This is a genomic window from Pseudomonas sp. AM14(2022) (genome assembly GCF_036346455.1).
In the GTDB taxonomy this organism is placed as follows: Bacteria; Pseudomonadota; Gammaproteobacteria; order Pseudomonadales; family Pseudomonadaceae; genus Aquipseudomonas; species Aquipseudomonas putida_A.
Genome location: NZ_JAOTNY010000011.1, coordinates 110,089 through 136,484 on the forward strand (window position 1 = coordinate 110,089; position 26,396 = coordinate 136,484).

Sequence of the window (26,396 nt, forward strand, 5' to 3'; positions counted from 1 at the left end):
ATTACAAACCATGAACTTACCGCTTTCCACTGCCCTGTTTACCCCGAGCTGGCACGCCGAGCTGGAACTGGCCTACGCCCGCTTCGGCGACTGCACGCGCCCGGTTCAACGCCGGCACCTTGGCCCGTTGCGCGTGCAAAAGCACCTGTACGCCGAAGGCCCCGAGGTCTGCCAGCACATCATCGTCCACCCGCCGGGCGGGATCGCCGGGGGTGATCGACTGAATATCAGCGCCCGCGTCGAAGCAGACGCCTGGGCGCAGATCACCAGCCCCGGCGCGGCCAAGTGGTATCGCGCAGCGGGGCCGGCGTATCAGCAGCTTGACCTGAAAGTCGCTGCCGGTGCGACGCTGGAATGGCTGCCGCAGGAAACCATCGTCTACAGCGCCGCTCAGGCTGAACTCACCACCTCAATCGAGCTTGAAGGCGATGCGCGGTTGTTCTACTGGGACGTGGTGGCGCTGGGCCGACCGGCCAGTGGCGAGCGCTTCGACCTCGGACACTTTCAAGCGCATCTGGACATCCGCCGTGACGGGCGATTGCTCTGGCACGAACGTCAGAGGATTACTGGCGGTGACGGGTTGCTGGATTCGCCGATCGGTCTGGATGGCGATCCGGTGTTTGCGACGCTGTTGGTGAGCGGTGAAATCGATGCCGAGCTGCTGGAGCGTTGTCGCTCGCTGGGCCATGAGGTGCGCGGTGATCTGACCCAGTTGCCCGGCCTGTTGGTGGCTCGGTGTCTGGCGTCAGAAGCATTGCTCGCCCGTGCCTGGCTCATCGATTTATGGCGTTTGTTACGCCCGGCTCTGCTAGGCCGCGAAGCCCAGCCCCCGCGAATCTGGAACACCTGAAATGCAATCCAATTGTGGGAGCGGGCTTGCTCGCGAAGGCGGTGTGTCATTCACACAGATGCGGGCTGACCTGCCGCTTTCGCGAGCAAGCCCGCTCCCACAGGAAATTTGTGCACATTTTTCAAACTGCCCTGATGGATACCCGCAATGGACCTGACCCCACGCGAAAAAGACAAGCTGTTGATCTTCACCGCCGGCCTCGTCGCCGAACGCCGACTGGCCCGAGGTGTGAAGCTCAACTACCCGGAAGCCATGGCCTATATCTCCGCCGCCCTGCTCGAAGGCGCCCGTGACGGCCAGACCGTGGCCGAGCTGATGCACTTCGGCACCACCCTGCTGAGCCGTGAACAGGTGATGGAAGGCATCCCGGAAATGATCCCGGAGATCCAGGTCGAAGCGACGTTTCCCGACGGCACCAAACTGGTCACCGTCCACCAACCGATCGTCTGAGGCCGCGCCATGACCTACACCATTCGCGATGCCCTGCATGCCGATCTGCCGGCAATCCGCGACATCTACAACGACGCGGTGCTCAACACCACGGCGATCTGGAACGAATCGGCGGTCGACCTCGGCAACCGCCAGGCGTGGTTCAGCGCCCGGCAGGCCCAGGCCTACCCGATTCTGGTGATCGTCGACGCCGACAACGTTGTGCTCGGCTACGCTTCCTTTGGCGACTGGCGGCCGTTCGATGGTTTCCGCCATACCGTCGAGCACTCGGTCTACGTCCGTAGCGACCAGCGCGGCAATGGCCTTGGCCCGCAATTGATGAGCGTGCTGATCGAGCGGGCCAAAGCCTGCGACAAGCATGTGATGGTCGCCGCCATCGAAAGTGGCAATGCCGCTTCCATTCGTCTGCATGAACGCGCCGGTTTCAGCATCACCGGACAAATGCCGCAAGTCGGCACCAAGTTCGGTCGCTGGCTCGATCTGACCTTCATGCAACTGACTCTCAACCCTGGCGCCCAGCCGCCGGTCGCCAACAAGGAGTGACACGCGATGAACCCCGCCCAACTGCGACGCGTCAATGCGGAAAGTTTTGCGCACTATCGTCAGGGCCTGATTGATCTGCTGCTCGACGCCGTGGGTTATGGCGCCAGCGTCGGTTTCATGGCCGACCTCGATGCCGCGCAGGCCCGCGCCTATTTCGATGAAGTGCAGCAACAAGTGAACAAGGGCAGCGTGTTGCTCTGGGTGGTGGTCAAGGATGAAGAGGTGCAGGCCAGCGTGCAGTTGGGTCTGTGCCAGAAGGCCAACGGCCTCAATCGTGCCGAGGTGCAAAAACTGCTGGTGCGCGAACAGGCGCGGCGTCGCGGCCTCGGTCAGCAATTGATGAATGCGCTGGAACTTGAAGCGGCCAAACACAAACGCGGCATGCTCTACCTCGACACCGAGGCCGGTTCGCCCGCCGAAGATTTCTACAAGGCCCTGGGTTACACCCGTGCCGGTGAAATTCCCGACTATGCCTGCGACCCGCACGGTACCTATCGCCCGACCGCCCTCTACTACAAGATTCTGCAAGGAGCCCGGCCATGATTCCCGGCCAGTACCAGATCCAGCCCGGCGACATCGAACTGAATGTCGGCCGCCGCACCCTCAGCCTGAAAGTCGCCAACAGCGGCGACCGGCCGATCCAGGTCGGTTCGCACTATCACTTTTTCGAAACCAACGACGCGCTGACCTTTGATCGCGCGGCCAGCCGTGGCATGCGCCTGAACATCCCCGCCGGCACCGCCGTGCGCTTCGAGCCGGGGCAAAGTCGCGAGGTCGAGCTGGTGGAGTACGCCGGGCATCGGCGGGTGTTCGGCTTTGCCGGGCGGGTCATGGGTGATCTCTAAGTAATGCGGTGTCTGCTCTGGCCCCTTCGCGAGCAAGCCCGCTCCCACATTAAACCGAGTTCCTCCAGCTGGAATCCAATCCCCTGTGGGAGCGAGCCTGCTCGCGAAAGTGAGCGCAGCGAACGATCTCAAAACCAATTGAATTCCAAGGCAAACACATGAAGATCTCGCGTCAAGCCTACGCCGACATGTTCGGCCCCACCGTCGGCGACAAGGTGCGCCTGGCGGACACCGAGTTGTGGATCGAAGTCGAAAAGGACTTCACCACCTACGGCGAAGAAGTCAAATTCGGCGGCGGCAAAGTGATCCGCGACGGTCAGGGCCAGAGCCAGCTGCTCGCCGCCGAAGTGGTCGACACGCTGATCACCAATGCGCTGATTATCGACCACTGGGGCATCGTCAAAGCCGACGTCGGCCTCAAGGACGGGCGCATCGCCGCGATCGGCAAGGCCGGTAACCCGGACGTACAGCCCAACGTGACCATCGCCATCGGCGCCAGCACCGAGGTGATCGCCGGTGAAGGCATGATCCTCACTGCCGGCGGCATCGACACGCACATTCACTTCATCTGCCCGCAGCAGATCGAAGAAGCGCTGATGAGCGGCGTCACCACCATGATCGGCGGCGGCACGGGGCCGGCGACCGGCACCAACGCCACCACCTGCACCTCCGGGCCGTGGCACCTGGCGCGGATGCTGCAGGCCGCTGACGCATTCCCGATGAACATCGGCCTCACCGGCAAGGGCAACGCCAGCCTGCCGGAGCCGCTGATCGAGCAGGTCAAGGCCGGCGCCATCGGCCTCAAACTGCACGAAGACTGGGGTACCACTCCGGCGAGCATCGACAACTGCCTGAGCGTCGCCGACCAGTACGACGTGCAGGTGGCGATACACACCGACACCCTCAACGAATCGGGTTTCGTCGAAACCACCCTCGGCGCGTTCAAGGGCCGCACCATTCACACCTATCACACCGAAGGTGCCGGTGGCGGCCATGCGCCGGACATCATCAAGGCCTGCGGTTTTCCTAACGTGCTGCCGAGCTCGACCAACCCGACCCGGCCGTTCACCCGCAACACCATCGACGAACACCTCGACATGCTGATGGTCTGCCACCACCTCGACCCAAGCATTGCCGAAGACGTGGCGTTCGCCGAAAGCCGTATCCGCCGCGAGACGATTGCCGCCGAAGACATCCTCCACGACCTCGGCGCGTTTTCAATGATCAGCTCTGACAGCCAGGCCATGGGCCGCGTCGGCGAAGTCATCACACGCACCTGGCAGACCGCCGACAAGATGAAAAAGCAGCGCGGCCCGCTGCCGCAGGATGGCGCAGGCAACGACAACTTCCGCGCCAAGCGCTACATCGCCAAATACACGATCAACCCGGCGATCACCCATGGCATCAGTCATGAAGTGGGTTCGATCGAAGTCGGCAAATGGGCCGACCTGGTGCTCTGGCGTCCGGCGTTTTTCGGTGTGAAACCGACGCTGATCCTCAAGGGCGGCGCCATCGCCGCCAGTCTGATGGGCGACGCCAACGCGTCGATTCCAACCCCGCAACCGGTGCACTACCGCCCGATGTTCGCCAGTTACGGCGGCTCGCTGCACGCCACCAGCCTGACGTTCATCAGTCAGGCCGCGCAGGAGGCCGGGTTGCCCGAGACATTGGGCCTGAAGAAGAAAATCGGCGTGGTCAAAGGCTGCCGCGACGTGCAGAAAACCGACCTGATCCACAACGATTACCTGCCGAACATCGACGTTGACCCGCAGACCTATCAGGTCAAGGCCGACGGCGTGCTGCTGTGGTGTGAACCGGCCGAGACCCTGCCGATGGCCCAGCGTTACTTCCTGTTCTGACGCACGGCAAAAGGCCCCGGTTCGTGTCTTGCGCACGATACCGGGGCCTTTTTCATGTCGCTGGAAAAGCACTGTGCAAACGGTCGTGTATTTCCCGCCAAAGGGGCTAATATTCGATTCGCTCCGCCTTTTTTCAGGAACTGCCCATGCGTCTTTCCGAGTTCATCGTGGCCAATATCGACCCTATCGTCGATGAGTGGGAACAGTTCGCCGCGACCATCACGCCGGCCGCCGACTATCTGGATTCCACTGCGCTGCGCGATCACGCCAGCGAGATTCTGCGGGCCGCCGCCCGCGACATGAACAAGCCGCAAAGCCCCGCCGAACAGGCTGCCAAAGCCAAGGGCGAAGGCCCGGAAAAGACCCCGAGCCTGGACGAGGCCGGCGCCAGCCATGGCGAACTGCGCCACACCGTCGGTTTTGACCTGGTGCAGATGACCAGTGAATTCCGCCATTTGCGTGCCTGCGTGATCCGCCTGTGGGTCAACAGCCTTGACTCGCCGGACATCGCCTACTTCCAGGACATGATCCGCTTCAACGAAGCCATCGACGAGGCACTGGCCGAATCCACCGCGGCCTACGCCGAGCAGGTCAATCGCTCGCGGGACATTTTCCTCGCCATCCTCGGCCATGACCTGCGTGCGCCGCTGCAGGCGGTGAGCATGTCCACCGAACTGCTGCTGCGCAAATCCAGCCTTGAAGGCGATGCCCTGGCCTGCGCCCAGCACATCAAGCGTGGCGCGCGGCACATGGCGACGATGGTCAGCGATCTGCTGGAACTGGTGCGCAGTCGTCTGGGCCGTAGCTTGCCGATCGAGCCTGCACCGATGGATCTGGCCGTTGCGGCGCGAGCGGCGATCGCCGAAGCCTGCGCCGGTCAACCGCAATCCGATCCCAGGCTCACCGTGCACGGTGACACCAGCGGCGTGTGGGACGCCGGACGGATCGACCAGTTACTGCAAAACCTGATCGGCAATGCCTTGCAGCACGGTGCCAACCAGCGCGACGTGACCGTCGATCTGCGTGGCGAGAGCGACCACGTGTGCCTGTCGGTGCACAACTACGGCACACCGATTTCCGAAGAGGCGATCGGTACGATTTTCGACCCGCTGGTGCGCAGCGCCGACGAAGAACTCGGACAGCCGTCAACCAGCCTCGGGTTGGGCTTGTTTATCGTCAAGGAAGTGGTGACCGCCCATGGCGGGACGATCGATGTCAGCTCGAGCGAGGCTGACGGGACGTTGTTCAGTGTGGTGTTGCCGAGAAAGGTTTAAGCAGGCCAACCGCGTAATCGTTCTTCGCGAGCAAGCCCGCTCCCACATTTAGATCGCGATCTCCTGTGGGAGCGGGCTTGCTCGCGAAGGGGCCGGCAAAGACACTCCAGAACCAACGGTAAAACTACTCGACCACCAAACGCCCCAACCGCTGGCGCAGCATGCGATTCTCGGCTCGCAGTTCCTTCACTTCATCCAGCAGATCAAGTGCCAGCGCGACGCCCTCCCACTCAAGCTCCAGCTCGCGCCGCAACTTCGCGGCGCGCTTGGCCAGGCTCAACTCGTAGTCGGTGAACCGCCATTCCCGGGGCTGCGCGCCCTGAGGTTCGAGGATGCCGTGTTCGACGATTTCGATCACGTAGACGTCCGACAGATCGGCCGCCTCACAGAATTCTGCCATGTCCAGTTGAACGATCAGGGGGCTGCTCATGATGGGCTACTCCGTCGTCGGATTCAGAAGTTCTCTCGTGGGTTGAACGCAGCTTTCTTCGCCAGTTCCTGCCACAGCGCCTTGACCTCGTCGTCCGAGGTTTTCGGCATCACGGCCTTGAGCTGCACGAACAGGTAACCGCGCTCACCAGCCTTGTTCTTCAAGCCATGCCCCTTGGCGCGCATGCGCTGACCGTTCTGACTGCCGGCCGGAACCTTGAGGTTGATCTTGCCGGTCAGGGTCGGCACCGCCACTTCAGCGCCCAACGCCAGCTCCCACGGTGCCAATGGCAAGGTGATGATCAGGTTTTCGCCTTCGACATCGAATTTCGGGTGCGGCGCAAAGCGAATGGTCAGGTACAGATCGCCATTGGCCCCGCCACCGATGCCCGGTGCGCCCTGGCCTTTGAGGCGGATGCGCTCGCCGTCGGTGACGCCCGCCGGGATCTTCACGTTCAGGCTCTTGCTGGTATTGCTGACGTGCTGACCGTTGGCGTTGTATTGCGGGACCTGAAAGCTGACCTTCTTCGACTCGTCCGACAAAGTCTCCTCAAGGAAGACCGGCAGTTCCATTTCCACGTCTTGCCCTCGGCGCCCTGCACTGCGTTGTTGCCGACCGTCGCCACCGAAACCGGCGCCGCGATTGCCGAAGATCGAACTGAAGAAGTCCGAAAAGTCGCCGGTGTCGCCACCGCCGCCGCCAAAACCGCCACGGCTCTGCCAGCCCGGCGGTCCCTGGAACGGCTGACCGTGCTGGCCATAACGGCGCAGCTCGTCATATTCGGCGCGTTTGTCGGCGCTTTTCAGCGCTTCATAGGCTTCCGAGGCGTCCTTGAACTTGGCCTCGGCGTCTTTTTCCTTGCTGACATCGGGGTGGTATTTGCGCGCCAGCTTGCGATAGGCAGCCTTGATCGCCTTGTCGTCCGCTGTCGGCTCCACGCCGAGTATCTTGTAATAGTCTTTGAAGTCCATCGAAGGAATCACCATCCGTTATCGATTTCGCGCCGAGGCCAGCATGCGCTCATTCGCGCGTGCCGGGTTGACCGATCTCAACTTTGTGACCGGGTGGCGCAGCAGAAGTTTATCGGCAGTGGACGACGGTTCTTGCGACCGCCGGTATGTCTGCCGGCCCATGCCAGCAAGTTTGGGGCGAAGCTGCGACTTTCAAGAAGCTTAGTCGTGAAATAGCAGATGACCGGCCTTCGAATCTGCCGCGCACTGACATACACTGCGCGGCCGTTTTTTGACCGGAACCCGAAAGACATGAACAACGCCTCTCCAGCCCGTGCCTGCGGTATCGACTTCGGCACCTCCAACTCCACCGTCGGCTGGCTGCGCCCCGGCATGGAAACGATGATCGCGCTGGAAGACGACAAGATCACCCTGCCGTCGGTGGTGTTCTTCAACATCGAAGAGCGCCGTCCGGTTTACGGTCGTCTGGCCCTGCACGAATACCTGGAAGGCTACGAAGGCCGGCTGATGCGCTCGCTCAAGAGCCTGCTCGGTTCCAAACTGATCAAGCACGACACCAGCGTCCTCGGCACGGCGATGCCGTTCAAGGATCTGCTGGGGCTGTTCATCGGCCAGCTCAAGAGCCGTGCCGAAACGGCCGCCGGTCGCGAGTTCGAACAGGTGGTGCTGGGGCGTCCGGTGTTTTTCGTCGATGACGACCCGCTGGCTGACCAGGAAGCCGAAGACACCCTGGTCGAAGTGGCACGCAAGCTTGGTTTCAAGGACGTGTCGTTCCAGTACGAACCGATTGCCGCCGCCTTCGACTACGAGTCGACCATCGAAAAAGAAGAGCTGGTGCTGATCGTCGACATCGGCGGTGGTACCTCGGACTTCTCGCTGGTGCGCCTGTCGCCCGAGCGTCGCGGCATGGACAACCGCCACGATGACATCCTCGCCACCGGCGGCGTGCACATCGGCGGGACCGACTTCGACAAACAGCTGAGCCTGCAAGGCCTGATGCCGCTGTTCGGCTACGGCAGCCGGATGAAGAGCGGCGCCTACATGCCGACCAGTCACCACATGAACCTGGCGACCTGGCACACCATCAACTCGGTGTACTCGCAGAAATCCACCCTGGCGCTGGGCAGCATGCGCTACGACATTGAAGACACCGGCGGTATCGACCGTCTGTTCAAGCTGATCGAACAGCGCGCCGGGCACTGGCTGGCGATGGAAGTCGAAGAAACCAAGATCCAGTTGACCCACGCCGACAGCCGCCACGTACCGCTGGACCGTATTGAGCCGGGCCTGAGCGTGGAACTGAGCCGCGCGCTGTTCGAATCCTCCATCGACGCGCTGCTTGAGCGCGTACGCGGCAGCGTCACGCAGCTGTTGAACGATGCCAACGTGTCGGTGGCGCAGGTCGATACGGTGTTCTTCACCGGCGGTTCTAGCGGCATTCCGGCATTGCGCAACAGCGTTTCGGCGATGCTGCCGAATGCGCGACATGTGGAAGGCAATATCTTTGGCAGCATTGGCAGCGGTCTGGCGATTGAGGCGATGAAGCGCTACGGTTCGATGGTCTGATCCAGAGTCAGCGGCGCGCCCTTCGCGAGCAAGCCCGCTCCCACAGGATCACACTGAACCTGTGGGAGCGGGCTTGCTCGCGAAAGGGCCCTTTCAAACGCTACAAGGCTTGAATCAAACCATCCCGCCCAGCTTCAACTCACTCTTCAGGTACGCGTAATAAATCGGCCCCGCCACCACTCCCGGCAGGCCGAACGCGGCTTCGAACACCAGCATCGCCAGCAGCAACTCCCACGACTTGGCACTGATCTGCCCGCCGACGATGCGCGCGTTGAGGAAGTATTCGAGCTTGTGGATAAAGATCAGATAGCCCAGCGCCGCCACCGCCACCCAGATCGACAGCGACAGGCCGACGATGGTGATCAGCGTGTTCGACATCAGGTTGCCGATCACCGGCAGCAGGCCGAGCAGAAAGGTCAGGACGATCAGGGTCTTGGTCAGCGGCAGCTTGATACCGAACAGCGGCAAGACCACCACGAGGAAAATCGCGGTGAAGAAAGTGTTCAGCAGGGAAATCTTGATCTGCGCGAAGACGATGTTGCGAAAGGCTTGAACCACCAGGTGCAGACGGTCGAACAGGGCGGCGGCCAGCGGTTTGCGCTTGGTCAGATCCGGTACTCGCTGCAGGGCAATGATCGCGCCGAGGACCATGCCGATCAGCAGGGTGACGAACATGTGCGCCGCGTCCTTGCCCACCAGTTGCAGCTCGGACAGGTGCTTGCTCGCCCATTCGCCGATGGCCACGCGAAATTCCGCAGCGCTGGCCGGCAGGTAGGCATCGAGAAACGGCGGCAGTTGCCCGCGCGCGCGATCGACCACGCCCATGAATTTGTCGAGCGAGGCGCCCGGGTTTTCCGCTTCGTGCAGCAGGAAACTGATGGCGCCGGCAAAGATCAGCGCCAGCACACTGACCACCAGGGTGCCCAGCAGCGCCACCGCCAGCCAGCGCGCACGCCGACCTTCGATCAACCGTTGCAGTTGCGGGGTGAGCATGTTGACCAGCTCGAACACCAGCAAACCGGCCAGCAGGCTGGGCAACAAGCGCAGCGGCAACGCCAGCAGCAAGCCGCCGCAGATGATGATGCAACTGACCCAAAACACAACATGACGCTCAGAAAACGTTGGCATACAGCCTCAAAACGAACGGCGTAAAAGGATTGGCAGTCTGCCAGCGATCCGGGGAGAGCACTAGGGATATGCAGGGGCTATTGTCGCGCTCAATAGCCCCTTCGCGAGCAAGCTCGCTCCCACAAGGGGTACGCATTTCAATGTCGGGCGAGCCTGCTCGCGAAGAGGCCGGCCCGCTCACCGCAAATCCTTGCTGATTATTTTTTCTTCAGACAATCACTCATGAAGGTCTTGCGCGCATCGCCGGTCAGCGCCTTGGTTTTCGCGTCGGCGTTGCAGGTTTTCATTTTTTCCTGCTGCGGGGTCAGCACTTTGCCGTCATTGGCGGCCGGTGCAGCCTTGAGGCAGGTGCTCATGAAAGTCTTGCGCTCGTCGCCCTTGAGGCTCTTGGCGGTAGCGTCGGCATTGCAGGTAGTCATTTTGTTCTGTTGCGCCGTGGCGGCGAAACCCTGGGAACACAGGAGCAGACCGATCATCAACAAAGGGACACGCAACATCTTCATGGAGTTTTCTCCTTGTCGCCGCATCGATGGATGCGGCCTCCGCTGAAGTGTAGCCAAATCTTGTTACACCTTCCTGCCTTCCAGGTGGCTACGTCGGTATTGTTCCGGCGTACAGCCGGCCTGACGGGCAAACATGGCAATGAACGCCGAGCCGCTGCTGTAGCCGAGATCGAAAGCGACTTCCTGCACGCTGCGGGTACCTTCAAGCGCCTCGATGGCCGCGAGATAACGCAGGCGCTGACGCCATTCGCCGAAACTCATTCCCAGTTCACGCACGAACTGCCGGGCCAGCGTGCGTTCACTGACGTGTACCTGCGCTGCCCAGTGCGCCAGTGGCTGGTTGTTCCCCGGATCGGCCTGCAAGGCGTCGAGGATCGCCAGCAACCCGGGATTGCTTGCATACGGCAGATAACATTCATGCACCGGCGCCTGTTGCAATTGATCGACCAACACCTGGGCCAGACGCTGGTCGGCATCCAGTTCGGGGATTTTCACGTCGCGGGCGGCGAAGTCCTTGAGAATCGCCTTGAGAATGTCGCTGATTGCCAGCGTGCAGGCGCGCGGCGGCAGATCGGCGCAAACCTTCGGATCGAGGCACACCGCGCGGTAGTTGACCGGTTGATGGCTGTAGAAACTGTGCTCGACCTGCGGCGGCACCCACACCGCGTAGTGCGGCGGCGACATGAAACGGTTGCCGTCGACGTCCATGTGCAGCACGCCGTGGGCCGCGTACTCCAGCGTGCCCCACGGATGGCGGTGCGGCGCCGCGTATTCATGGGTGTTGAAATCGGCGTAGCGGAAGTACACCGCCGACGGCAGTTCGCTGAAATCCAGCAGATCGATATGTTTACTGTTCATGCTGTCCGGTTGCAGAGGCAGGTTGTCCGGTTCGCAGTATAGGCCTGCATCCAGACAGGGGATAATCAGCGCTCATCAACGTACTGGTTTTAACCCCATGCAATACGCGTTTCCGCTGCTGGCGATTTTCATCTGGGCCGGCAATACCGTGATCAACAAACTGGCGGTCGGGGCGATCTTCCCCGCCGAGATCGGTTTCTATCGCTGGCTGCTGGCCGGCCTGCTGTTCACCCCGTTCATGCTCAAAGCGGTGATCGCGCACTGGCCGCAGATCCGCCCGAATCTGGGCAAGATCTTCATCCTCGGCGTGCTGGGTATGGCGGTCTATCAAAGCCTCGCCTACTTCGCCGCGACCCTGACCACGGCGACCAACATGGGAATTATTCTGTCGTTGATGCCGCTGATGTCGCTGGCCATGGCCATCATCAGCCTCGGCCAGCGTCTGACCGCCGGGGCATTGTTCGGCGCAGTGCTGTCGTTCGCCGGGGTGCTGGTGGTGGTGTCGTCAGGCAGCCTCGGTGCACTGCTGCAACACGGAGTTAACCTGGGTGACGCGATGATGCTGATCGCCACCCTGGCCTACGCGATCTACAGCACCTTGCTGAAAAAATGGCAGCTGCGTTTGCCGCCGCTGGTGTTGTTGTACCTGCAAGTGCTGGTGGCGATTGTGGTGCTGTTTCCGCTGTACGCCGCCTCGCCGAAAACCGGCTTCACCGCGCAGAACATTCCGCTGGTGCTGTACGCGTGCCTGCTGGCCTCGATGCTCGCGCCGCTGGCGTGGATGCAGGCGGTACAGCGCCTGGGACCGAGCCGCACGACCTTGTTCTTTAACCTGCTGCCGCTGATTACCGCGCTGATTGCGGCGGTGGTGTTGAAGGAAGAGCTGGCGATGTATCACCTGGTGGGTGGGGTGTTGACGTTGGGCGGGGTGATTCTTTCCGAGCGTTGGACCACCGTGCTAGGCCGCAGAATCAGCGTTGCCTGATCTGGCCCTTTCGCGAGCAAGCCCGCTCCCACATTCGACCGGGTTCCAACAGGTGGAATGCGAACCACTGTGGGAGCGGGCTTGCTCGCGAAGAACGATAACGCGGTGTAACTGACATTCACACGCCGGCGGCCTTTAGCCGCGCCGCATGCTCGACAAACAACCGCACCGGATCCGCGCCCTTCCCCACCAGCCCCAGCGACTGATTGACGATGTCGAAGTGATCCAGCGGATAGTCGTCGCCAATCACCGTGCCGAGGTGCGAGCTGTAACGCCCGACCATCCCGTCACACTGCCCCGGCTCACGCACGAAGGTTTTCGCGAACAAGCGGCAACTGCGGTTGGTGCCGTCGAACAGGTTGCCACCGCGATCAGTTTTGCCCGGTTGCAACGTCCCCGACCACGAGTAATAACGCACGCCATTGACCTCTTCCGGCCCGTGACCGCCCCATGTCTCGGGCAGGCCCTGTGGATAACGCTGATTGAACAGCGCCACGCCTTCGCTGGTCAGCGATTGATGCGAAGCGTGGATGTCCACCGGCAGTTTCGGCCCGTGGTAACCGGTTTCCAGCAACGCCATCAGCCAGCCGACAAAACGCAACAGCACCTCCAGCACGCGGCCCTTGGCGCTGTTCGCTGGGTAGTGTTTCTGCAGATAGTCGGCCAGTTCAGAACCGTGATTGGGCCCGGCCACGGAGGTTACCGAGGCGACCAGATCCGGCCGTTTCGCGGCGGCATAACGTGCGGTCAACGAGCCTTGGCTGTGGCCGAACAGATTGACCCTGGCGGCGCCGGTCTCGCGCAGAATTTCGTCGATGCGCGCCAGCAACTGCTCGCCACGCACCTCGGTGGAATTGAGCGGCGATACCTGCACCGCAATCACCGTCGCCCCGCCACGGCGCAACGCCTTGATGATCCCGTACCAGTACGGATACAGCAGCAGCCGGATGAACCCGAGCATGCCCGGCACCAGCACCAGTGGATAACGTGTCGCCGAACCTTGTGACATGGGCAAACATCCTTGTGGTCGCTGAGTGGATGCCAGACGTGCAAAACGCCCGCCAAGCCTCCTCCCTGATGATGACAACTGCACCATCAGCCTACTTCAGGCCCACCACCCCCGCCACAATCAGCCCCACCGACAGCAGTTTGACCAGGGTCAGGCTCTCGCCGAGCAGGGCAAAACCGAGAAACACCGTGCCCAGCGAGCCGATCGCCGTCCAGATCGGATAGGCGATACTCACCGGCAACTCGCGCATCGCCAACGTCAGGAAGTAAATCCCGCCAATCGCCGCCGCCACCGTGATCAGCGACGGCCACAAGCGGGTGAAGCCTTCGGCGTACTTCATGCCCATGGCGAAAGTCACCTCGAAGCCGGCGGCGATCAGCAGGCACAGCCAGGCCACTTAGAACGTCCGGGCGAGGTCGAGCAAACGCTGCTCGGCCTCGGCCACTGATACCGCGAAGGTGCGCTCGGCCGATTCCTCGCCCTCGGCCGCGACCACGTTGACGTCGTTGATGCCGATAAAGCCCAGCGCGGTGCGCAACCACGGATCGGCATGGTTCAACGCTTCCAGTTCGCCACCGGGGCCGAAGCCGAAACCGCCACGGCTGGTGACAATCAGCGCTTTCTTGCCTTGCAGCAACGGCGTGTACTGGGCCACGCCGTTGTCCAGGGTGTGGTCGAACGTCAGGCCCAACCGTACGATTTGATCGACCCAGGCCTTGAGGCCGCTGGGCACGCTGAAGTTGTACATCGGCGTGGAAATCAGCAGCAAGTCATGCTCGAACAACTCGCCGACCAGTTGATCGCTGAGCGCCAGATCGGCCTGCATCGACAACGGACGCGCTTCGGGTTCAGGGTGAAACGCGGCGGCGACAAAGGCTTCGTTGACTGGAGGGATCAGCGCCCGTCCGACTTCCCGGCGGGTGACCTGAGCCTGTGGATGGCGCACCTGCCAGGCGCTGAGAAAACTTTCTGCCAAACGCCGTGAGTGCGAACGACCGCGCGGGCTGGCATGGATCGCAAGAATCTTGCTCATCTGAAACTCCTTGGGATTAGACTTGAGTGGCTAAGTGGCGCCAGATTGGCGCCGACCCGCCGCTGTCTCAAATGAGCAAAAGTCATTCGGGATGAATCTGTTTCATCCATGGAGTATTGAATGTTCGCCTCGTTGCCGCTGACCGCCCTGCGCGCCTTCGAATCCGCTTCGCGGCTGTTGAGCTTCAAGGCCGCTGCTGAAGAGCTGTCAGTCACACCGACGGCGATTTCCCATCAGATCCGAGCGCTGGAAGACTGGCTCGGCGTGGCGCTGTTCGAGCGTTTGCCGCGTCAGGTGCGCCTGACCGAAGGGGGCGAGCGACTGTTTCGCAGCCTGCACGGCGCGCTGCTGGAAGTCGCGCAAAGCGTCGACACCCTGCGTCCGCAACGCAGCGGCAGCAACCTGACACTGTCGACCACCGCCGCGTTTGCCGCGCTGTGGCTGGTGCCGCGCCTCGGAAGGTTTTATGCGCAACACCCGAACATCAACGTGCGCCTCGATACCCACTGCGAAGTCATCGACCTGCATCAGGACGCCAGCGTCGATCTGGTGCTGCGCTATAGCCTCGACGATTACCCCAACCTTTACGGCTTGTGCCTGTTCGATGAGACCTTCGGCGTGTATGGCTCGCCGGAACAGGTGGCGCTGGCCGCCCGGCGCACGCCGGCGCTGATCAGCGTGCGCTGGCACAACTCGAAGCTGTATGCCCATGGCTGGGAAGCGTGGTGCGCTGGCTCCGGCGAGTCGTGGCTGAACCAGCATCCGGCGATCCGTGAATACGATGAGGAGCATTACGCTCTGCAAGCGGCGATTGCCGGGCAAGGTCTGGTGCTGGCGAGCAATATTCTGGTCTCGCAGAGCGTCGCCAGTGGGTTGCTGGTGCCGTACAAGGGGCAGGTGCAAGTCGATGGTGCCGGGTACAGCGCGCTGTGTGTGCCGGGACGGGAGCGGCATCCGCCGGTGCGGGCGTTTTTTGCCTGGTTGCGCGAAGAAGCGCAGTTGTCCGGGCTGGTACCAAGGTCGCCGGAAATCTCATAAAACTTTTTGCGTCGCTCAGGACTCACAACTTGGGTAACCGATCACGCCTGTAGAGCGTGGCGCCATTGGATTAGCCTCCTGGAGATCAACATGAGCGACGACCTGCACTTGTCAGATGTCAAAACCCTGCGCGAACGTGCGCGACAACACGTCGAGAACGGCGCGGTAACCGAGAGCTACAGCGCCGACCGTGACGAGGTGCTGCGCTTGCTCAACGAGTCGCTGGCCACCGAGCTGGTCTGCGTGCTGCGTTACAAGCGTCATTACTTCATGGCCAACGGCGTCAAAGCCCACGTGGCCGCGGAAGAATTCCTCGAACACGCGACCCAGGAAGCGCAACATGCCGACCGTCTGGCCGAGCGCATCGTGCAACTGGGTGGCGAACCGGAGTTCAATCCGGACCTGCTGTCGAAAATGTCCCATGCCCAATACGTGGCCGGGAACACCTTGAAGGAAATGGTCTACGAAGACCTGGTGGCCGAACGGATCGCCATCGACAGCTACCGCGAGATCATCCAGTACATCGGCGAAAAAGACCCGACCACCCGGCGCATCTTCGAAGACATCCTCGCGCAGGAAGAAGAGCATGCCGATGACATGGCCGATATCCTGAAGGACCTGTAAGCCCTTCTAAACCGCCTTCGCGAGCAAGCCCGCTCCCACAGTTTTTTCACTAAACCTGTGGGAGCGGGCTTGCTCGCGAAGGGGCCCTGTCAGTCACCGATCATTTTGTTGGCTTGACGGTCACTGGCGCCTTGCCCGCCTTCATCTGCTCAAGCAGAGGCGCGCACTGGTTCGGCTCCCCGCCACTCGGCGCCACCAGCGCCAACAACCCCGCAGCCGGTGCGGCAATCACGCCCAGTGCCACCATCCCCGCGCCACGCAACATCAACGGCACGGCCTTGACCCCGGCGTCCGGCTTGATGAACTTGCCGCGCACGTACAACGGTGAACGCAGCGAAATCAGACGCCAGCCCTTGGACTCCGGTGTCACCGTCAGGTCCAATTGCTCGGTGGCCATGTTCGCGGTGCCGTCGATGTAGATGATCGCGTTCTCGGTATCGAACACAAACAGCCGTGTGGTCGCCAGGCCAGTCTTGATGTCGAAGTCCGCCGCCGCGCAGTTGATCTTCACTTCCTTGTCGCCAAAAATCTTGCCGACCACGTAGTTACCGACGTTGAGACCGGCCAGCTCCATCAGTTCACGGCTGATCGCGCCGTCGTTGATCAGCATCTTCAACTGGCCATTGGCGCCGCCGAGCAGCTTGGCCACCGAGTTGCCGCGACCGCTGATATCAGCATCACCGTTGAGCTCACCGAAGCTGGTTTTCATCGGTTCGAAAGTCGGGAACAACTGCTTGAGCTTGAAGCCGCGCGCAGTCAGTTTGGCCCGGCCTTCCAGCGGTTCGGTGCGACCATTGAGGCGGATCTGCGCGTCCAGATTGCCGCCGGCCACGCCGAAGCGCAGCGGTTCGAGGCTGAGTTCGCCGTCGTTGAGTTTCAGGTGGGTATAGAGGTCGGTGAACGGCAGCTTTTCACTGTGGACGATGCGCTTGCCGGTGAACTCGACGTCGGCATCCATCGCGCGCCAGCGGTCGGTCTTGAATTCTTCCACCGGCAGCACTTTGTCGGTCGGCTGCTTGCTCTCGCCGCCGCGGGCCTTTTGCTTGTCATTCGAGTCGGCGCCGATCAGCGGCGCGAGGTCGGCGAACAGCAATTGATTGGACAGCAACGCGCCGCTGAGCTTGGGCCGTGGCTGGCTGGCGACGTAGGTCAGATCGCCGTGAATGTCACTGCCGCCGATCTTGCCGTTGAACTGTTCATAAGTGAATTTCGCACCGGCGGCATCATGCAGCTTGGCAATCAGATGGCCGTCGGTGGAGTACGGCGGCGTGTCCGGCAGGGTCACGCCGGTCAGTGGATAGAGGTTGCCGAGGCTGGCGCCGGCCAGTTTCAGACGCAGATCGAGGGCGCCGAGGTTGAGCGGGTCGGTCAAGGTGCCAGCGAGTTCGATGCTGGTGGCGCCGATCTTCGCCTGAGCCTGCAGCGGGAATGGCTTGTTCGCGTCCTGCAACGCCAGCAGCCCGCCGATCTTGCCCTGGCCGGTGAGGTTCTGGCCGTGGTATTGGCCTTTGACCTTCAGCGCGAACGCATAGTCCTGCGGCGCGGCGCCCTTGTCCTGCGCGGTTTTCGCGGCTTTGGCGCCGACGATATCGCTGAACGGAATCGGTTTGCCCAGCGGATCGATCAACACGTCGAGATTAGTCTTGAGTGTCTGGTCATCCAGGGTGACGTGGCCCTTGTCGAAACCAATCGCACCGATGTCCACCACCCAGTTCGACGGTTCGGCATTCGGGTCTTTCGGGTCGAACTTGAAGGTCCAGTTGGCGCGGCCATCGGCCAGGCGTTGCAGTTGCGCGTTGGGTTCGGTCAGGTCGATGCGCGGGATCGTCACCCGTTGCGCCAGCAGTGCCAGCGGCGAGATGCGTAGTTCCACACGTTTGAGCGTAACCATCTGCGGCTGCTTCGACCAATCCGGGTTGCCCAGCGTCAGGTCCTCAGCCACCACGTGCGGCCACGGCACCCAGGCCCGCCAGCCGCCCTCGTCCGGCTCGCGCTGCCAGATCACCGCGAGGTTGCCATTGATGGCGAACGGACGATGCAATTCTTCCGAGACTTTGGCGTTGAGCGGCGGTTTGATCCGGTTCCAGTCGAAGAACACGATGATCAGAACCAGTACCGCCAGCAGCAGTACGAGAGTGGCGAAGGTCCAACTGAAGATTTTTCCGGTGCGCGTCATGCACAAAACTCCTGATGACGACCGCACGCCGATTTCGCGACGCACAGCTGAAACGGCGGGCCAAAGCGGCCCTCATGAATTCTACGACTGGCAAACAGTGCGCAGGTTTAATCGGAATATAGATTGCGCGGCAAAAAATCGCCCCGAATGCTGACCGATTGGTCGAACAGCGTTACCGCTGCCCGCACATTTGCGAGGCGCGAGTGAGTCGAAAATACCCACTGCGGTGCAAAACCACCGCCCGCAAACGCCCGAGCTAGAGCGCCTCGGCAGAACAATCAATTCTGTTGATTATTACCATTGCGTTTATGAACTTTTATATCGACTTATCGAGAGTAGCATTGGCTTCGTACCCACTTTATCGCCCTCCCAAGGAGCAACCCATCATGAAACGCCAATTACTGCTCAGCCTTACCCTGTCGATGCTAGCCAGCACTGCTTTCGCCCTGCCCGCTGCCGATCAGGCTACCCCACAAGTGAAAGCCAGCCACTCTGTGTTCAGCCAGACAGTGGCTGCTGACGGCGGCGACCGCACGCCACAAGGTCAGACTCTGGCTGAAAACGGTCGTCATCGTCTGGAAGAAAAAGGCCTGGTACAAGATGGCTACGACAAGACTCCACAAGGTCAAGCTGTAGCAGAAGGCGGCCGTGATCGTCTGGAAGAGAAAGGTCTGGTGCAAGACGGCTATGACAAGACTCCACAAGGTCAGACCCTGGCTTCCGATGGCGGCGACCGCACTCCACAAGGGCAAACCCTCGCTGAAGGTGGCGGCGACCGTACTCCACAAGGCCAGACCCTGGCTGAAGACGGTTTCGACAAAACCCCACTGGGCCAAGCCGTTGCCGAAGGCGGTGGTGACCGTGTGATCGAACGCAACAGCGCTTTGAGCTAAGCCCATGGCGGCCTGGAAAAAAAGCCCAATCACCGGATTGGGCTTTTGACTTTTTCAGTACCGACAATCTGCGAAACCTTTTTTCCTGCTGACTTTTCCCCCTGCCGTTCGACGCCAGCAAAGCCGATTTGCTAGAGTGCGGCGCTTGTCCCGCTCAAGAAAACGCCTTTGCGATGCTGCCCCGCGCCGAACAGAAACAACAGACCCGCAACGCCCTGATGGACGCTGCCCGCCATTTGATGGAAAGCGGCCGAGGTTTCGGCAGCCTGAGCCTGCGCGAAGTGACCAAGACCGCCGGCATTGTGCCCACCGGTTTCTATCGGCATTTTGCCGACATGGACGAGTTGGGTCTGGTGCTGGTCAGTGAAGTCGGTCAGACCTTCCGCGAAACCATCCGACTGGTGCGCCACAACGAATTCGTCATGGGCGGCATCATCGATGCGTCGGTGCGGATTTTCCTCGACGTGGTCAGCGCCAACCGTTCGCAGTTCCTGTTTCTCGCTCGTGAGCAATACGGCGGCTCGCAGCCGGTGCGTCAGGCGATCGGTCGTCTGCGCGAGAACATCAGCGCCGACCTTGCGGCCGATCTGACGCTGATGCCCAAGCTGCAACATCTGGATGCAGCCGGGCTGAGCGTGATCGCCGACCTGATCGTCAAATCGGTATTCGCCACTCTGCCGGACATCATTGACCCGCCCGCCGAGGCCCTGCCGGAGCATCTGACGCCGCAGGCGAAGATCACCCAGCAATTGCGCTTCATCTTTATCGGCCTCAAGCACTGGCAAGGGTTGGGCAGTACCGAGTAATTCCCTTTCCCAAAACCTCACAAATCCCCTGTAGGAGTGAGCCTGCTCGCGATAGCGTCCGTTCAGTCAGCCGAGAATTGACTGGAAGACCGCTATCGCGAGCAGGCTCACTCCTACATTGCTTTGTGTGACAGCCACAAATTGGTGCATGTAAAAATCTTCACGCACCAAAACCTTCCAAAATTCTGCAACATCTTGAAACATCCTCTACGCTCCGACAGGGATTTCCTACATCTCGTCCGGTTGGCAAGCCCCTTGCTCTAGCCCTCCTACAAGTCCACTGCTGGAAGCTTTCCGATGCTGGTGATTCATCGCAGAATCGACCCTCAACCTGTCTGGTCCGCCGAGTTGCACCTGACCTTCGAAGCGCGGAGCAAAAGCCGTCTGCGCTGTTTCAGTGCCGATGGCGAAGACGTCGGGTTGTTTCTGGAGCGCGGTCAGGCACCGTTATATGACGGCGAATGCCTGCAGGCCGAGGACGGCCGCATCGTTCGCGTCTGCGCCCGCCCCGAGCAACTGCTGCACGTCACCTGCGCCAATGCCTTCGAACTGACCCGCGCCGCCTATCATCTGGGCAATCGCCACGTCGCCTTGCAAGTCGGCGATGGCTGGCTGCGTCTGCTCGACGATTACGTGCTCAAGGCCATGCTCGAACAGCTCGGCGCGAAGGTCGAAGCGATTGAAGCGCCGTTCCAGCCGGAACACGGGGCCTACGGCGGCGGCCATCATCATTCGCGACACGGCGACGAAGACTTCAACTACGCGCCCAAACTCCATCAGTTCGGCGTACGTCTGTGAACCCGGCCTGGGCGCTGTTGCGCCTGGCCAGTCCGCAACTGCCGATTGGCGGCTACAGCTATTCGCAAGGCCTGGAAATGGCGGTGGATAACGGCCGCGTGAACAACCCGGACAGCGCCCGCCGCTGGATCAGCGATCAACTACTGCTCAACCTCGCCCGTTTCGAGGCGCCACTGCTGCTTGCTCATTGTCAGGCCGCGGCCGAGGAAAACTGGCCCGAGTTGCTGCGCCTCTGCGAAACCCACCGCGCCAGCCGCGAGACCCGTGAGTTACATCTGGAGAGCCGGCAGATGGGTTACTCGCTGCAGCAATTGCTCAACGGTTTGCCGGAACTCGACGCGCCGGCCCGCCGCTTTCTTGAGCAATGCGCAGAACCGCACTTGGCCCTCGGCTGGGCACTCGCCGCGCGCGCCTGGGGCATCAGCCCGCAAGACGCCCTCGCCGCGTGGTTATGGAGCTGGCTGGAAAACCAGCTCGCGGTACTGATGAAAACCCTGCCGCTGGGCCAGCAAGCCGCCCAGCGCCTGACCAGCGAACTGTTGCCGTTGCTGCAACAGGCGCAGCAGGACGCCACCCGCATCAATCCCGAACACATTGGCAGCGCCGCGTTCGGCCTGTCCCTGGCGTGCATGGCGCATGAGCGCCAGTACAGCCGTCTGTTTCGCTCTTAGGGCCTGTCATCTTGGAGAAGCACATGAACACACAACCCCTGCGCGTCGGCATCGGCGGCCCGGTCGGTTCCGGCAAGACTGCATTGACCCTGGCCCTGTGCCTGGCGCTGCGCGACCGCTACAACCTGGCCGTCGTCACCAACGACATCTACACCCGCGAAGACGCCGACTTTCTGGTGCGCAACCAAGCGCTGGCGCCGGAGCGGATCATCGGCGTGGAAACCGGTGGCTGCCCGCACACGGCAATCCGCGAAGACGCTTCGATCAACCTCGAAGCCGTCGATCAACTGAACCGGCGCTTTCCGGGGCTGGACCTGATTCTGGTGGAATCCGGTGGCGACAACCTGTCGGCAACCTTCAGCCCGGAGCTGTCAGACCTGACCATCTACGTGATCGACGTCTCCGCCGGCGACAAGCTGCCGCGCAAGGGCGGCCCGGGGATCTGCAAGTCCGATCTGCTGGTGATCAACAAGATCGACCTGGCGCCGCTGGTCGGTGCTTCGCTGGAGATGATGGATAGCGACACCCAGCGCATGCGCAACGGCAAGCCATTCGTCTTCAGCAACCAGAAAACCGGCCAGGGCCTGGAAGAGATCATCGCTTTCATCGAACGCCAGGGCCTGCTGAACGCCGCCTGACTTATTGACCAACAAGGAAGCTTATCCATGACACTCAAACGCATTCTCGGCGCTGTGGCGCTGCTGCTGACCCCGGCCCTGGCCTTCGCCCACCCGGGCCACGGCGACAGCGGTCTGGTCGCCGGCATCAGCCACCCGATCGGTGGCCTCGACCATTTGCTGGCGATGGTCGCGGTCGGCCTATGGGCCGCGCAGCAACAAGGCGCGGCACGCTGGGCGCTACCGTGCACGTTTGTCGGCACCATGCTGATCGGCGGCATGCTCGGCTTTGAAGGGCTGGAGCTGCCGGCGCTGGAAAGCGGGATCGCCGCTTCGGTGCTGGCGCTGGGTCTGGCAGTGGCACTGACGGTGCGTCCACCGCTGGTGATGGCGGTGGCGGCAACGGCGTTGTTTGCGCTGTTCCATGGCGTGGCGCATGGCCTGGAGCTGCCGGACATGAGCAGCCCTTGGGCGTATGCCGCCGGTTTTGTCGCGGCGACGGCGGCGCTGCATGCGGCGGGTTATGGCCTGGTGCGCGTGTTGCCTCAGGCTGCTGCGCCATTGGTACGAGTGGCAGGGGCTGCTTCGGCGGTGACAGGCGCCTGGTTGCTGGCCGGCTGATCTCTATCGCCTGAACCGGCCTCTTCGCGAGCAAGCCCGCTCCCACCCTGGATTTGCGGTGTACACAAAACCTGTGGGAGCGGGCTTGCTCGCGAAAGCGGTCTGACAGACACCGCGTCTCTAAAGGACGCCGCTCTGCTACCATGTCGCGCAATCGCCCCAGCCGTGACGACGTCCGCCAATGCCCCATGCTTGCCGCTCCACCTTCCTGCCCGAATTGACCGCCCTGTTCAGCAACGTGCAACAGCACTTTCTGAACGTGATCGTGCCGCTTTGGCAAGGCCCGGGCTGGAACGCCGACATGGCGCTGCCCTACGAGGCACTCGACGCGGCGCATCAACCTTTGCCACCGCAACGCTATCGGGCGATGGCCTGCGCACGGCAGCTGTACCTGTTTTCCAGCCTGATCGGGGTTGTGGATAACGCCGAGGTGCGCGCCGCGGCGCTGTTCCGCTCGCTGCAACGGCATTTCCACGATGCCGAGCACGGTGGCTGGTTCTACAGCATCGACGCGCAAGGCAAGCCGCTGGATCAGCGCAAAGACCTCTACACCCACGCTTTCATCCTGTTCGCCTGCGCCCATTACTGGGCCAAGTCCCGGGAGCCGCTGGTGGAATCCACGCTGAACGCCGCACTGGAAATCATCGGTCGGCGCTTCGCCACCGGTGATGGCCTGTACGAAGCCTGTCTGGACCGCGACTGGATCACCCTGCAAACCGGGCCACTGCAAAACCCGCTGATGCACCTGGCCGAAGCGTTCCTCGCCACCTTGGCGGTGCGTGAAGACGCGGCGACGCAGAAAGCGCTGGTGGAGTTATGCACAGCCATGCACACGCAGTTCGTCGATCCGCAGCACGGAGTGTTGATGGAAAAACCACTGGGGGCTGTGGATAACTGGTACGAGCCAGGGCATCAGTTCGAATGGTATTTCCTGCTCGAGTCTTCAGCCCTGCTGCGTGGTTCGAAACTGCATGCAGCGCTGGACCGGGCATTCGCTTTCACCGAGCAATTCGGCGTTGAACAACCTTCAGGTGCGGTGCGCGCGATGCTCGATCTGCAACTGGACGGTCGCCCGAAAGATTCGACTCAGCGCATCTGGGCGCAGGCGGAATACCTGCGCGCCCTGACCTTGCGCCCGGACAGCGAAGCCACCGTGCTGCGCCAGTTGCAGGCGCTGCAGCAGCGTTTTCTGCACGCGGGCGGGTGGCATGAATGCCGAGATGAGCTGGGAGAGGTCAGCCGCAAGGACATGCCTTCAACGACGCCTTATCACTTGGCGACGTGCTACAGCGGGCTGGCTGAATACCTGCGTTGATTGAAAGATAGCTTTCGCGAGCAAGCCCGCTCCCACATGGGAATTTCGGCGAACACATAATCTGTGAACAGCCTGGATCCCTGTGGGAGCGGGCTTGCTCGCGAATAGCCGTTACACGGTCTCTAGGCAATCCACTTCTTGTCACCGGTAAAGCTGATCGTCAACCAGCGTGCCGCATCCGGCTCGCCGAGCTGCGCCGAAATTTCCTCACGTAACGCATCCAGTTGCCCCACGCTTTGCAGCCGGTAATCCGCCGGCAACACCACATGAATCTCGATAAACCGCGCCCGCCCGTGCTTCTGCACGTAGGTCACGTAATCATCGAAACCATGCTCGACCTTCGCCGCTTCCATGACCTGACGCACCTGATCATCCAGGGTGTCCGGGGCAATACCCAGTACATCACGCAGTGCCGGGCCGAGGATCTTGAGCGCCGGTGGCAACATGGTCAGCGCCAGCACGATCAGGATCAGCGGGTCGACAAACTTCGCCCACTCGTCAAAGCCCTGGGCCTTGAGCAGCAACGCGGCGAGAAAACTGATCAACAGGCCGACCGAAAGCATCGCGTCCACCAGCCAGCTGATGTTGTCGAACTGGATCAGGCTGGACTTGAGCTTGCGATTGCGCCGACGCACGTAGAAGAAGTAGGCGAACTCGACGACGGTGAACACCGCCGCATAAATGATCACCAAGCCCAGCTCGATCTCGCGGCCGCCGTTGATGATGCCGAACACACCGTTGAGAAACGCATAGATCGCGATCAACAGCAGGAAGCTGCCTTCGATCAGCAGCACCATCGGCTCCAGATGCCAGAAACCGAACTGGAAGCGGTGATTGCTTTCTTTGGCGATCAGCCTGGCTGTGATCAGCATCAGCACTTTGATGAACGTTGCGATCAGCGAGAAAAAACCATCGAAAAGGATGGATTGCGAACCTGAAACAAAACCGGTGACGATCCCGGCAATCGACACCGCGAACATCAGGATGGTCGATTGTTTGAGCAGTGACTGCTCACATCGGTTACTCACTTTAACTCCTCGAAAACCTTAAAAACCGCAGGGTGCGGTGGGGTTATTGGGGGATGAGTTTACCTTATCGCCGGTTATGCCCGGTTTTGTGGCGAGGGAGCTTGCTCCCGCTGGGGTGCGGAGCGCCCCCCGCTCTTCAGTTCAAAAAAGCGGGCCTGCTGCGCAGTCCAGCGGGAGCAAGCTCCCTCGCCACAGGGTCTTACGCCTTGTTACGCTCGATCGCAAACCCCGCCCAGGTCTGGCTCACCGGCATCAGCTCCAGGCTGTTGATGTTGATGTGCGCCGGGGCGTTGAGCACCCAGAAGATGGTCTCGGCGATGTCCTGCGGCTGGATCGGCTCGGCACCGGCGTAAGTGGCGTTGTAGCGTTCCTGGTCACCGGCAAAGCGCACCAGCGAGAACTCGCTTTCGCACAGACCCGGCTCGATGTTGCTGACACGCACGCCGGTGCCCTGCAGGTCGCAACGCAGGTTCAGCGAGAATTGCTTAACGAACGCCTTGGTGGCGCCATACACGTGGCTGCCCGGGTACGGGTAGTTGCCGGCGATGGAGCCGAGGTTGACGATGCCGGCGCCACGGCCGTGAGCGATCAAACGCGGCAGCAGCAGACGAGTGCTGTACATCAGGCCCTTGACGTTGGTGTCGACCATGGTGTCCCAGTCGTCGAGGTCGCATTTGGGTGCCGGATCGACGCCCAGCGCCAGCCCGGCGTTGTTGATCAGTCCACGCAGCTTGGCGAACGACGGCGGCAGATTGGCAATTGCCTCTTCCATCGCCTTGCGGTCACGCACGTCGAGCACCAGGCCATGCACTTCAGTCTGCTTCGACAACTCGGCGCACAGCGCGTCGAGACGTTCTGCACGACGGCCGGTCAACACCAGTTTCCAGCCAGCCTCGGCGAAACGACGGGCACAGGCTTCACCAAAACCGGAGGTTGCGCCGGTAATAAACAGGGTGTTGGACATCGTGTTCTCCTTGCGTCGGCCGCCAGCGCAGCCATTGGAATAGAAAATCAGCAGCCAGCATGCCCGGCCCGGCATTTACGAGCAACACCCCGACTGGGACATCTTCCGATCAAAATTTGATCAATCGCCGCTACACCTTATATGGCTTGGCCTGTAGCCATGTGCACGCACGTTATCCACAGTCCCTTCCACAGTTTCCGGGGGCAAGTGGAAACGCGCAAAGCCGCGCCATACAAGGCTTTGCGCGGGAAACAGAAAGTTTTTTGCTTGACCCTGAAGCCGCTGTTGTGCCGGAGATGGCATTTTGCACGACCGACCGGTCAACGCAGTGATTGCGCGAGGCCAGTAATTACGGCCCTCAGCGGAGTCTTTCCAGAGTTTAGTCACAGACTTATCCACAGGCTGCTCACACGTAATTGTCTCTACAGAACAGCCTAGAAAAAGGTTGACAACAGCGTCTTCAGCTCCAGCAAAAACGCCTGATCAAAAATCAATCACCAGCCCGCAGACCACGTTTCACAAGGGCTGCAGCCAGCTACTC

General features: G+C 61.4%; 29 protein-coding genes. 18 read left to right on the forward strand and 11 right to left on the reverse strand.

Going from position 1 to position 26,396, the window contains the following annotated elements:
• Window positions 1–10 precede the first annotated feature (10 nt).
• The 7 genes from V3W27_RS20775 to V3W27_RS20805 all read left to right on the forward strand — a co-directional run bounded on the left by V3W27_RS20775 (window position 11) and on the right by V3W27_RS20805 (window position 5,821).
• Window positions 11–850: an urease accessory protein UreD gene (locus V3W27_RS20775; protein WP_330207422.1), complete on the forward strand. Its 840-nt coding sequence runs from the start codon at window positions 11–13 to the stop codon at window positions 848–850.
• 147 nt (window positions 851–997) lie between these two features.
• Window positions 998–1,300, forward strand: coding sequence for an urease subunit gamma (gene ureA / locus V3W27_RS20780; RefSeq protein WP_007915951.1), 303 nt, complete (start codon window positions 998–1,000; stop codon window positions 1,298–1,300).
• Window positions 1,301–1,309: 9 nt separating this feature from the next.
• Window positions 1,310–1,843 carry a GNAT family N-acetyltransferase gene (locus V3W27_RS20785; protein ID WP_047600616.1) on the forward strand — a complete coding sequence of 178 codons (534 nt, stop codon included), beginning with the start codon at window positions 1,310–1,312 and terminating at the stop codon, window positions 1,841–1,843.
• Between the two features lie 6 nt (window positions 1,844–1,849).
• Window positions 1,850–2,386, forward strand: coding sequence for a GNAT family N-acetyltransferase (locus tag V3W27_RS20790; protein WP_027613558.1), 537 nt, complete (start codon window positions 1,850–1,852; stop codon window positions 2,384–2,386).
• Complete coding sequence (locus V3W27_RS20795; RefSeq protein WP_098966985.1) at window positions 2,383–2,688, forward strand: urease subunit beta; 306 nt, start codon at window positions 2,383–2,385, stop codon at window positions 2,686–2,688. The genes V3W27_RS20790 and V3W27_RS20795 overlap by 4 nt, the downstream gene beginning before the upstream one ends.
• A gap of 158 nt (window positions 2,689–2,846) precedes the next feature.
• Window positions 2,847–4,547: an urease subunit alpha gene (gene ureC, locus V3W27_RS20800; protein ID WP_330207423.1), complete on the forward strand. Its 1,701-nt coding sequence runs from the start codon at window positions 2,847–2,849 to the stop codon at window positions 4,545–4,547.
• A gap of 146 nt (window positions 4,548–4,693) precedes the next feature.
• Window positions 4,694–5,821 (forward strand): sensor histidine kinase, encoded by a 1,128-nt coding sequence (locus V3W27_RS20805; protein WP_330207424.1) that lies wholly within the window; start codon window positions 4,694–4,696, stop codon window positions 5,819–5,821.
• Window positions 5,822–5,945: 124 nt separating this feature from the next.
• Here V3W27_RS20805 and V3W27_RS20810 read toward each other — a convergent pair whose 3' ends face one another.
• Together V3W27_RS20810 and V3W27_RS20815 are read right to left on the reverse strand one after the other, a co-directional pair.
• On the reverse strand, window positions 5,946–6,251 hold the full coding sequence (locus tag V3W27_RS20810) for a chaperone modulator CbpM (RefSeq protein ID WP_027613554.1): 306 nt from the start codon (window positions 6,249–6,251) through the stop codon (window positions 5,946–5,948).
• Window positions 6,252–6,274: 23 nt separating this feature from the next.
• Window positions 6,275–7,222, reverse strand: coding sequence for a DnaJ C-terminal domain-containing protein (locus tag V3W27_RS20815; RefSeq protein WP_027613553.1), 948 nt, complete (start codon window positions 7,220–7,222; stop codon window positions 6,275–6,277).
• A gap of 291 nt (window positions 7,223–7,513) precedes the next feature.
• Here V3W27_RS20815 and V3W27_RS20820 point away from each other — a divergent pair, with 291 nt between their 5' ends.
• Window positions 7,514–8,788: an Hsp70 family protein gene (locus V3W27_RS20820; RefSeq protein WP_047600627.1), complete on the forward strand. Its 1,275-nt coding sequence runs from the start codon at window positions 7,514–7,516 to the stop codon at window positions 8,786–8,788.
• 114 nt (window positions 8,789–8,902) lie between these two features.
• On the opposite strand, the gene V3W27_RS20825 is transcribed toward V3W27_RS20820, so the two are convergent.
• The 3 genes from V3W27_RS20825 to V3W27_RS20835 form a co-directional block, all read right to left on the reverse strand.
• The gene (locus tag V3W27_RS20825) at window positions 8,903–9,916 is read right to left on the reverse strand and encodes an AI-2E family transporter (RefSeq protein WP_027613551.1); all 1,014 of its coding nucleotides are present in this window, start codon (window positions 9,914–9,916) and stop codon (window positions 8,903–8,905) included.
• A 197-nt stretch (window positions 9,917–10,113) separates the two neighbouring features.
• Window positions 10,114–10,419 carry a PsiF family protein gene (locus V3W27_RS20830; RefSeq protein ID WP_007966973.1) on the reverse strand — a complete coding sequence of 102 codons (306 nt, stop codon included), beginning with the start codon at window positions 10,417–10,419 and terminating at the stop codon, window positions 10,114–10,116.
• 63 nt (window positions 10,420–10,482) lie between these two features.
• A complete protein-coding gene (locus V3W27_RS20835) occupies window positions 10,483–11,277 on the reverse strand; it encodes an AraC family transcriptional regulator (RefSeq protein WP_115988319.1) in 795 nt (264 codons plus the stop codon).
• A 97-nt stretch (window positions 11,278–11,374) separates the two neighbouring features.
• Between V3W27_RS20835 and V3W27_RS20840 the strand changes: the two genes are divergently transcribed.
• Window positions 11,375–12,262, forward strand: a complete 888-nt coding sequence (locus V3W27_RS20840; RefSeq protein WP_247268706.1) for a DMT family transporter — start codon at window positions 11,375–11,377, stop codon at window positions 12,260–12,262.
• A gap of 118 nt (window positions 12,263–12,380) precedes the next feature.
• On the opposite strand, the gene V3W27_RS20845 is transcribed toward V3W27_RS20840, so the two are convergent.
• The 3 genes from V3W27_RS20845 to V3W27_RS20855 form a co-directional block, all read right to left on the reverse strand.
• On the reverse strand, window positions 12,381–13,271 hold the full coding sequence (locus tag V3W27_RS20845; RefSeq protein ID WP_247268705.1) for an esterase/lipase family protein: 891 nt from the start codon (window positions 13,269–13,271) through the stop codon (window positions 12,381–12,383).
• Between the two features lie 91 nt (window positions 13,272–13,362).
• On the reverse strand, window positions 13,363–13,668 hold the full coding sequence (locus V3W27_RS20850) for a DMT family transporter (RefSeq protein ID WP_027613547.1): 306 nt from the start codon (window positions 13,666–13,668) through the stop codon (window positions 13,363–13,365).
• Window positions 13,669–14,304, reverse strand: coding sequence for an FMN-dependent NADH-azoreductase (locus V3W27_RS20855; protein WP_330207425.1), 636 nt, complete (start codon window positions 14,302–14,304; stop codon window positions 13,669–13,671). It abuts the gene before it with no gap.
• A 120-nt stretch (window positions 14,305–14,424) separates the two neighbouring features.
• On the opposite strand from V3W27_RS20855, the gene V3W27_RS20860 reads away from it, so the two are divergent.
• Both V3W27_RS20860 and V3W27_RS20865 read left to right on the forward strand, forming a co-directional pair.
• Window positions 14,425–15,342 (forward strand): LysR substrate-binding domain-containing protein, encoded by a 918-nt coding sequence (locus tag V3W27_RS20860; protein WP_150369544.1) that lies wholly within the window; start codon window positions 14,425–14,427, stop codon window positions 15,340–15,342.
• A gap of 90 nt (window positions 15,343–15,432) precedes the next feature.
• Window positions 15,433–15,966 carry a ferritin-like domain-containing protein gene (locus V3W27_RS20865; RefSeq protein WP_027613544.1) on the forward strand — a complete coding sequence of 178 codons (534 nt, stop codon included), beginning with the start codon at window positions 15,433–15,435 and terminating at the stop codon, window positions 15,964–15,966.
• A gap of 100 nt (window positions 15,967–16,066) precedes the next feature.
• Here V3W27_RS20865 and V3W27_RS20870 read toward each other — a convergent pair whose 3' ends face one another.
• Window positions 16,067–18,142 (reverse strand): AsmA family protein, encoded by a 2,076-nt coding sequence (locus tag V3W27_RS20870; RefSeq protein WP_097089886.1) that lies wholly within the window; start codon window positions 18,140–18,142, stop codon window positions 16,067–16,069.
• A gap of 386 nt (window positions 18,143–18,528) precedes the next feature.
• Between V3W27_RS20870 and V3W27_RS20875 the strand changes: the two genes are divergently transcribed.
• From V3W27_RS20875 to V3W27_RS20905, 7 genes are all read left to right on the forward strand, one after another.
• Window positions 18,529–19,035 (forward strand): hypothetical protein, encoded by a 507-nt coding sequence (locus tag V3W27_RS20875; protein ID WP_247268700.1) that lies wholly within the window; start codon window positions 18,529–18,531, stop codon window positions 19,033–19,035.
• Window positions 19,036–19,208: 173 nt separating this feature from the next.
• On the forward strand, window positions 19,209–19,841 hold the full coding sequence (locus V3W27_RS20880) for a TetR family transcriptional regulator (RefSeq protein WP_027613541.1): 633 nt from the start codon (window positions 19,209–19,211) through the stop codon (window positions 19,839–19,841).
• Between the two features lie 297 nt (window positions 19,842–20,138).
• Window positions 20,139–20,639, forward strand: a complete 501-nt coding sequence (ureE, locus tag V3W27_RS20885) for an urease accessory protein UreE (RefSeq protein ID WP_285375207.1) — start codon at window positions 20,139–20,141, stop codon at window positions 20,637–20,639.
• Complete coding sequence (locus V3W27_RS20890; RefSeq protein ID WP_330207426.1) at window positions 20,636–21,310, forward strand: urease accessory protein UreF; 675 nt, start codon at window positions 20,636–20,638, stop codon at window positions 21,308–21,310. The genes ureE and V3W27_RS20890 overlap by 4 nt, the downstream gene beginning before the upstream one ends.
• A 23-nt stretch (window positions 21,311–21,333) precedes the next feature.
• A complete protein-coding gene (gene ureG / locus V3W27_RS20895) occupies window positions 21,334–21,948 on the forward strand; it encodes an urease accessory protein UreG (RefSeq protein ID WP_103368037.1) in 615 nt (204 codons plus the stop codon).
• Window positions 21,949–21,975: 27 nt separating this feature from the next.
• A complete protein-coding gene (locus tag V3W27_RS20900) occupies window positions 21,976–22,548 on the forward strand; it encodes a HupE/UreJ family protein (RefSeq protein WP_247268699.1) in 573 nt (190 codons plus the stop codon).
• A gap of 181 nt (window positions 22,549–22,729) precedes the next feature.
• On the forward strand, window positions 22,730–23,863 hold the full coding sequence (locus tag V3W27_RS20905; protein WP_330207427.1) for an AGE family epimerase/isomerase: 1,134 nt from the start codon (window positions 22,730–22,732) through the stop codon (window positions 23,861–23,863).
• 122 nt (window positions 23,864–23,985) lie between these two features.
• Here the strand turns inward: V3W27_RS20905 and V3W27_RS20910 are convergent, their stop codons facing one another.
• Together V3W27_RS20910 and V3W27_RS20915 are read right to left on the reverse strand one after the other, a co-directional pair.
• Entirely contained in the window at window positions 23,986–24,891 is a 906-nt protein-coding gene (locus tag V3W27_RS20910) for a cation diffusion facilitator family transporter (protein WP_330207428.1), read from the reverse strand.
• A gap of 199 nt (window positions 24,892–25,090) precedes the next feature.
• Window positions 25,091–25,855 (reverse strand): SDR family oxidoreductase, encoded by a 765-nt coding sequence (locus V3W27_RS20915; RefSeq protein WP_027613536.1) that lies wholly within the window; start codon window positions 25,853–25,855, stop codon window positions 25,091–25,093.
• Window positions 25,856–26,396 lie beyond the last annotated feature (541 nt).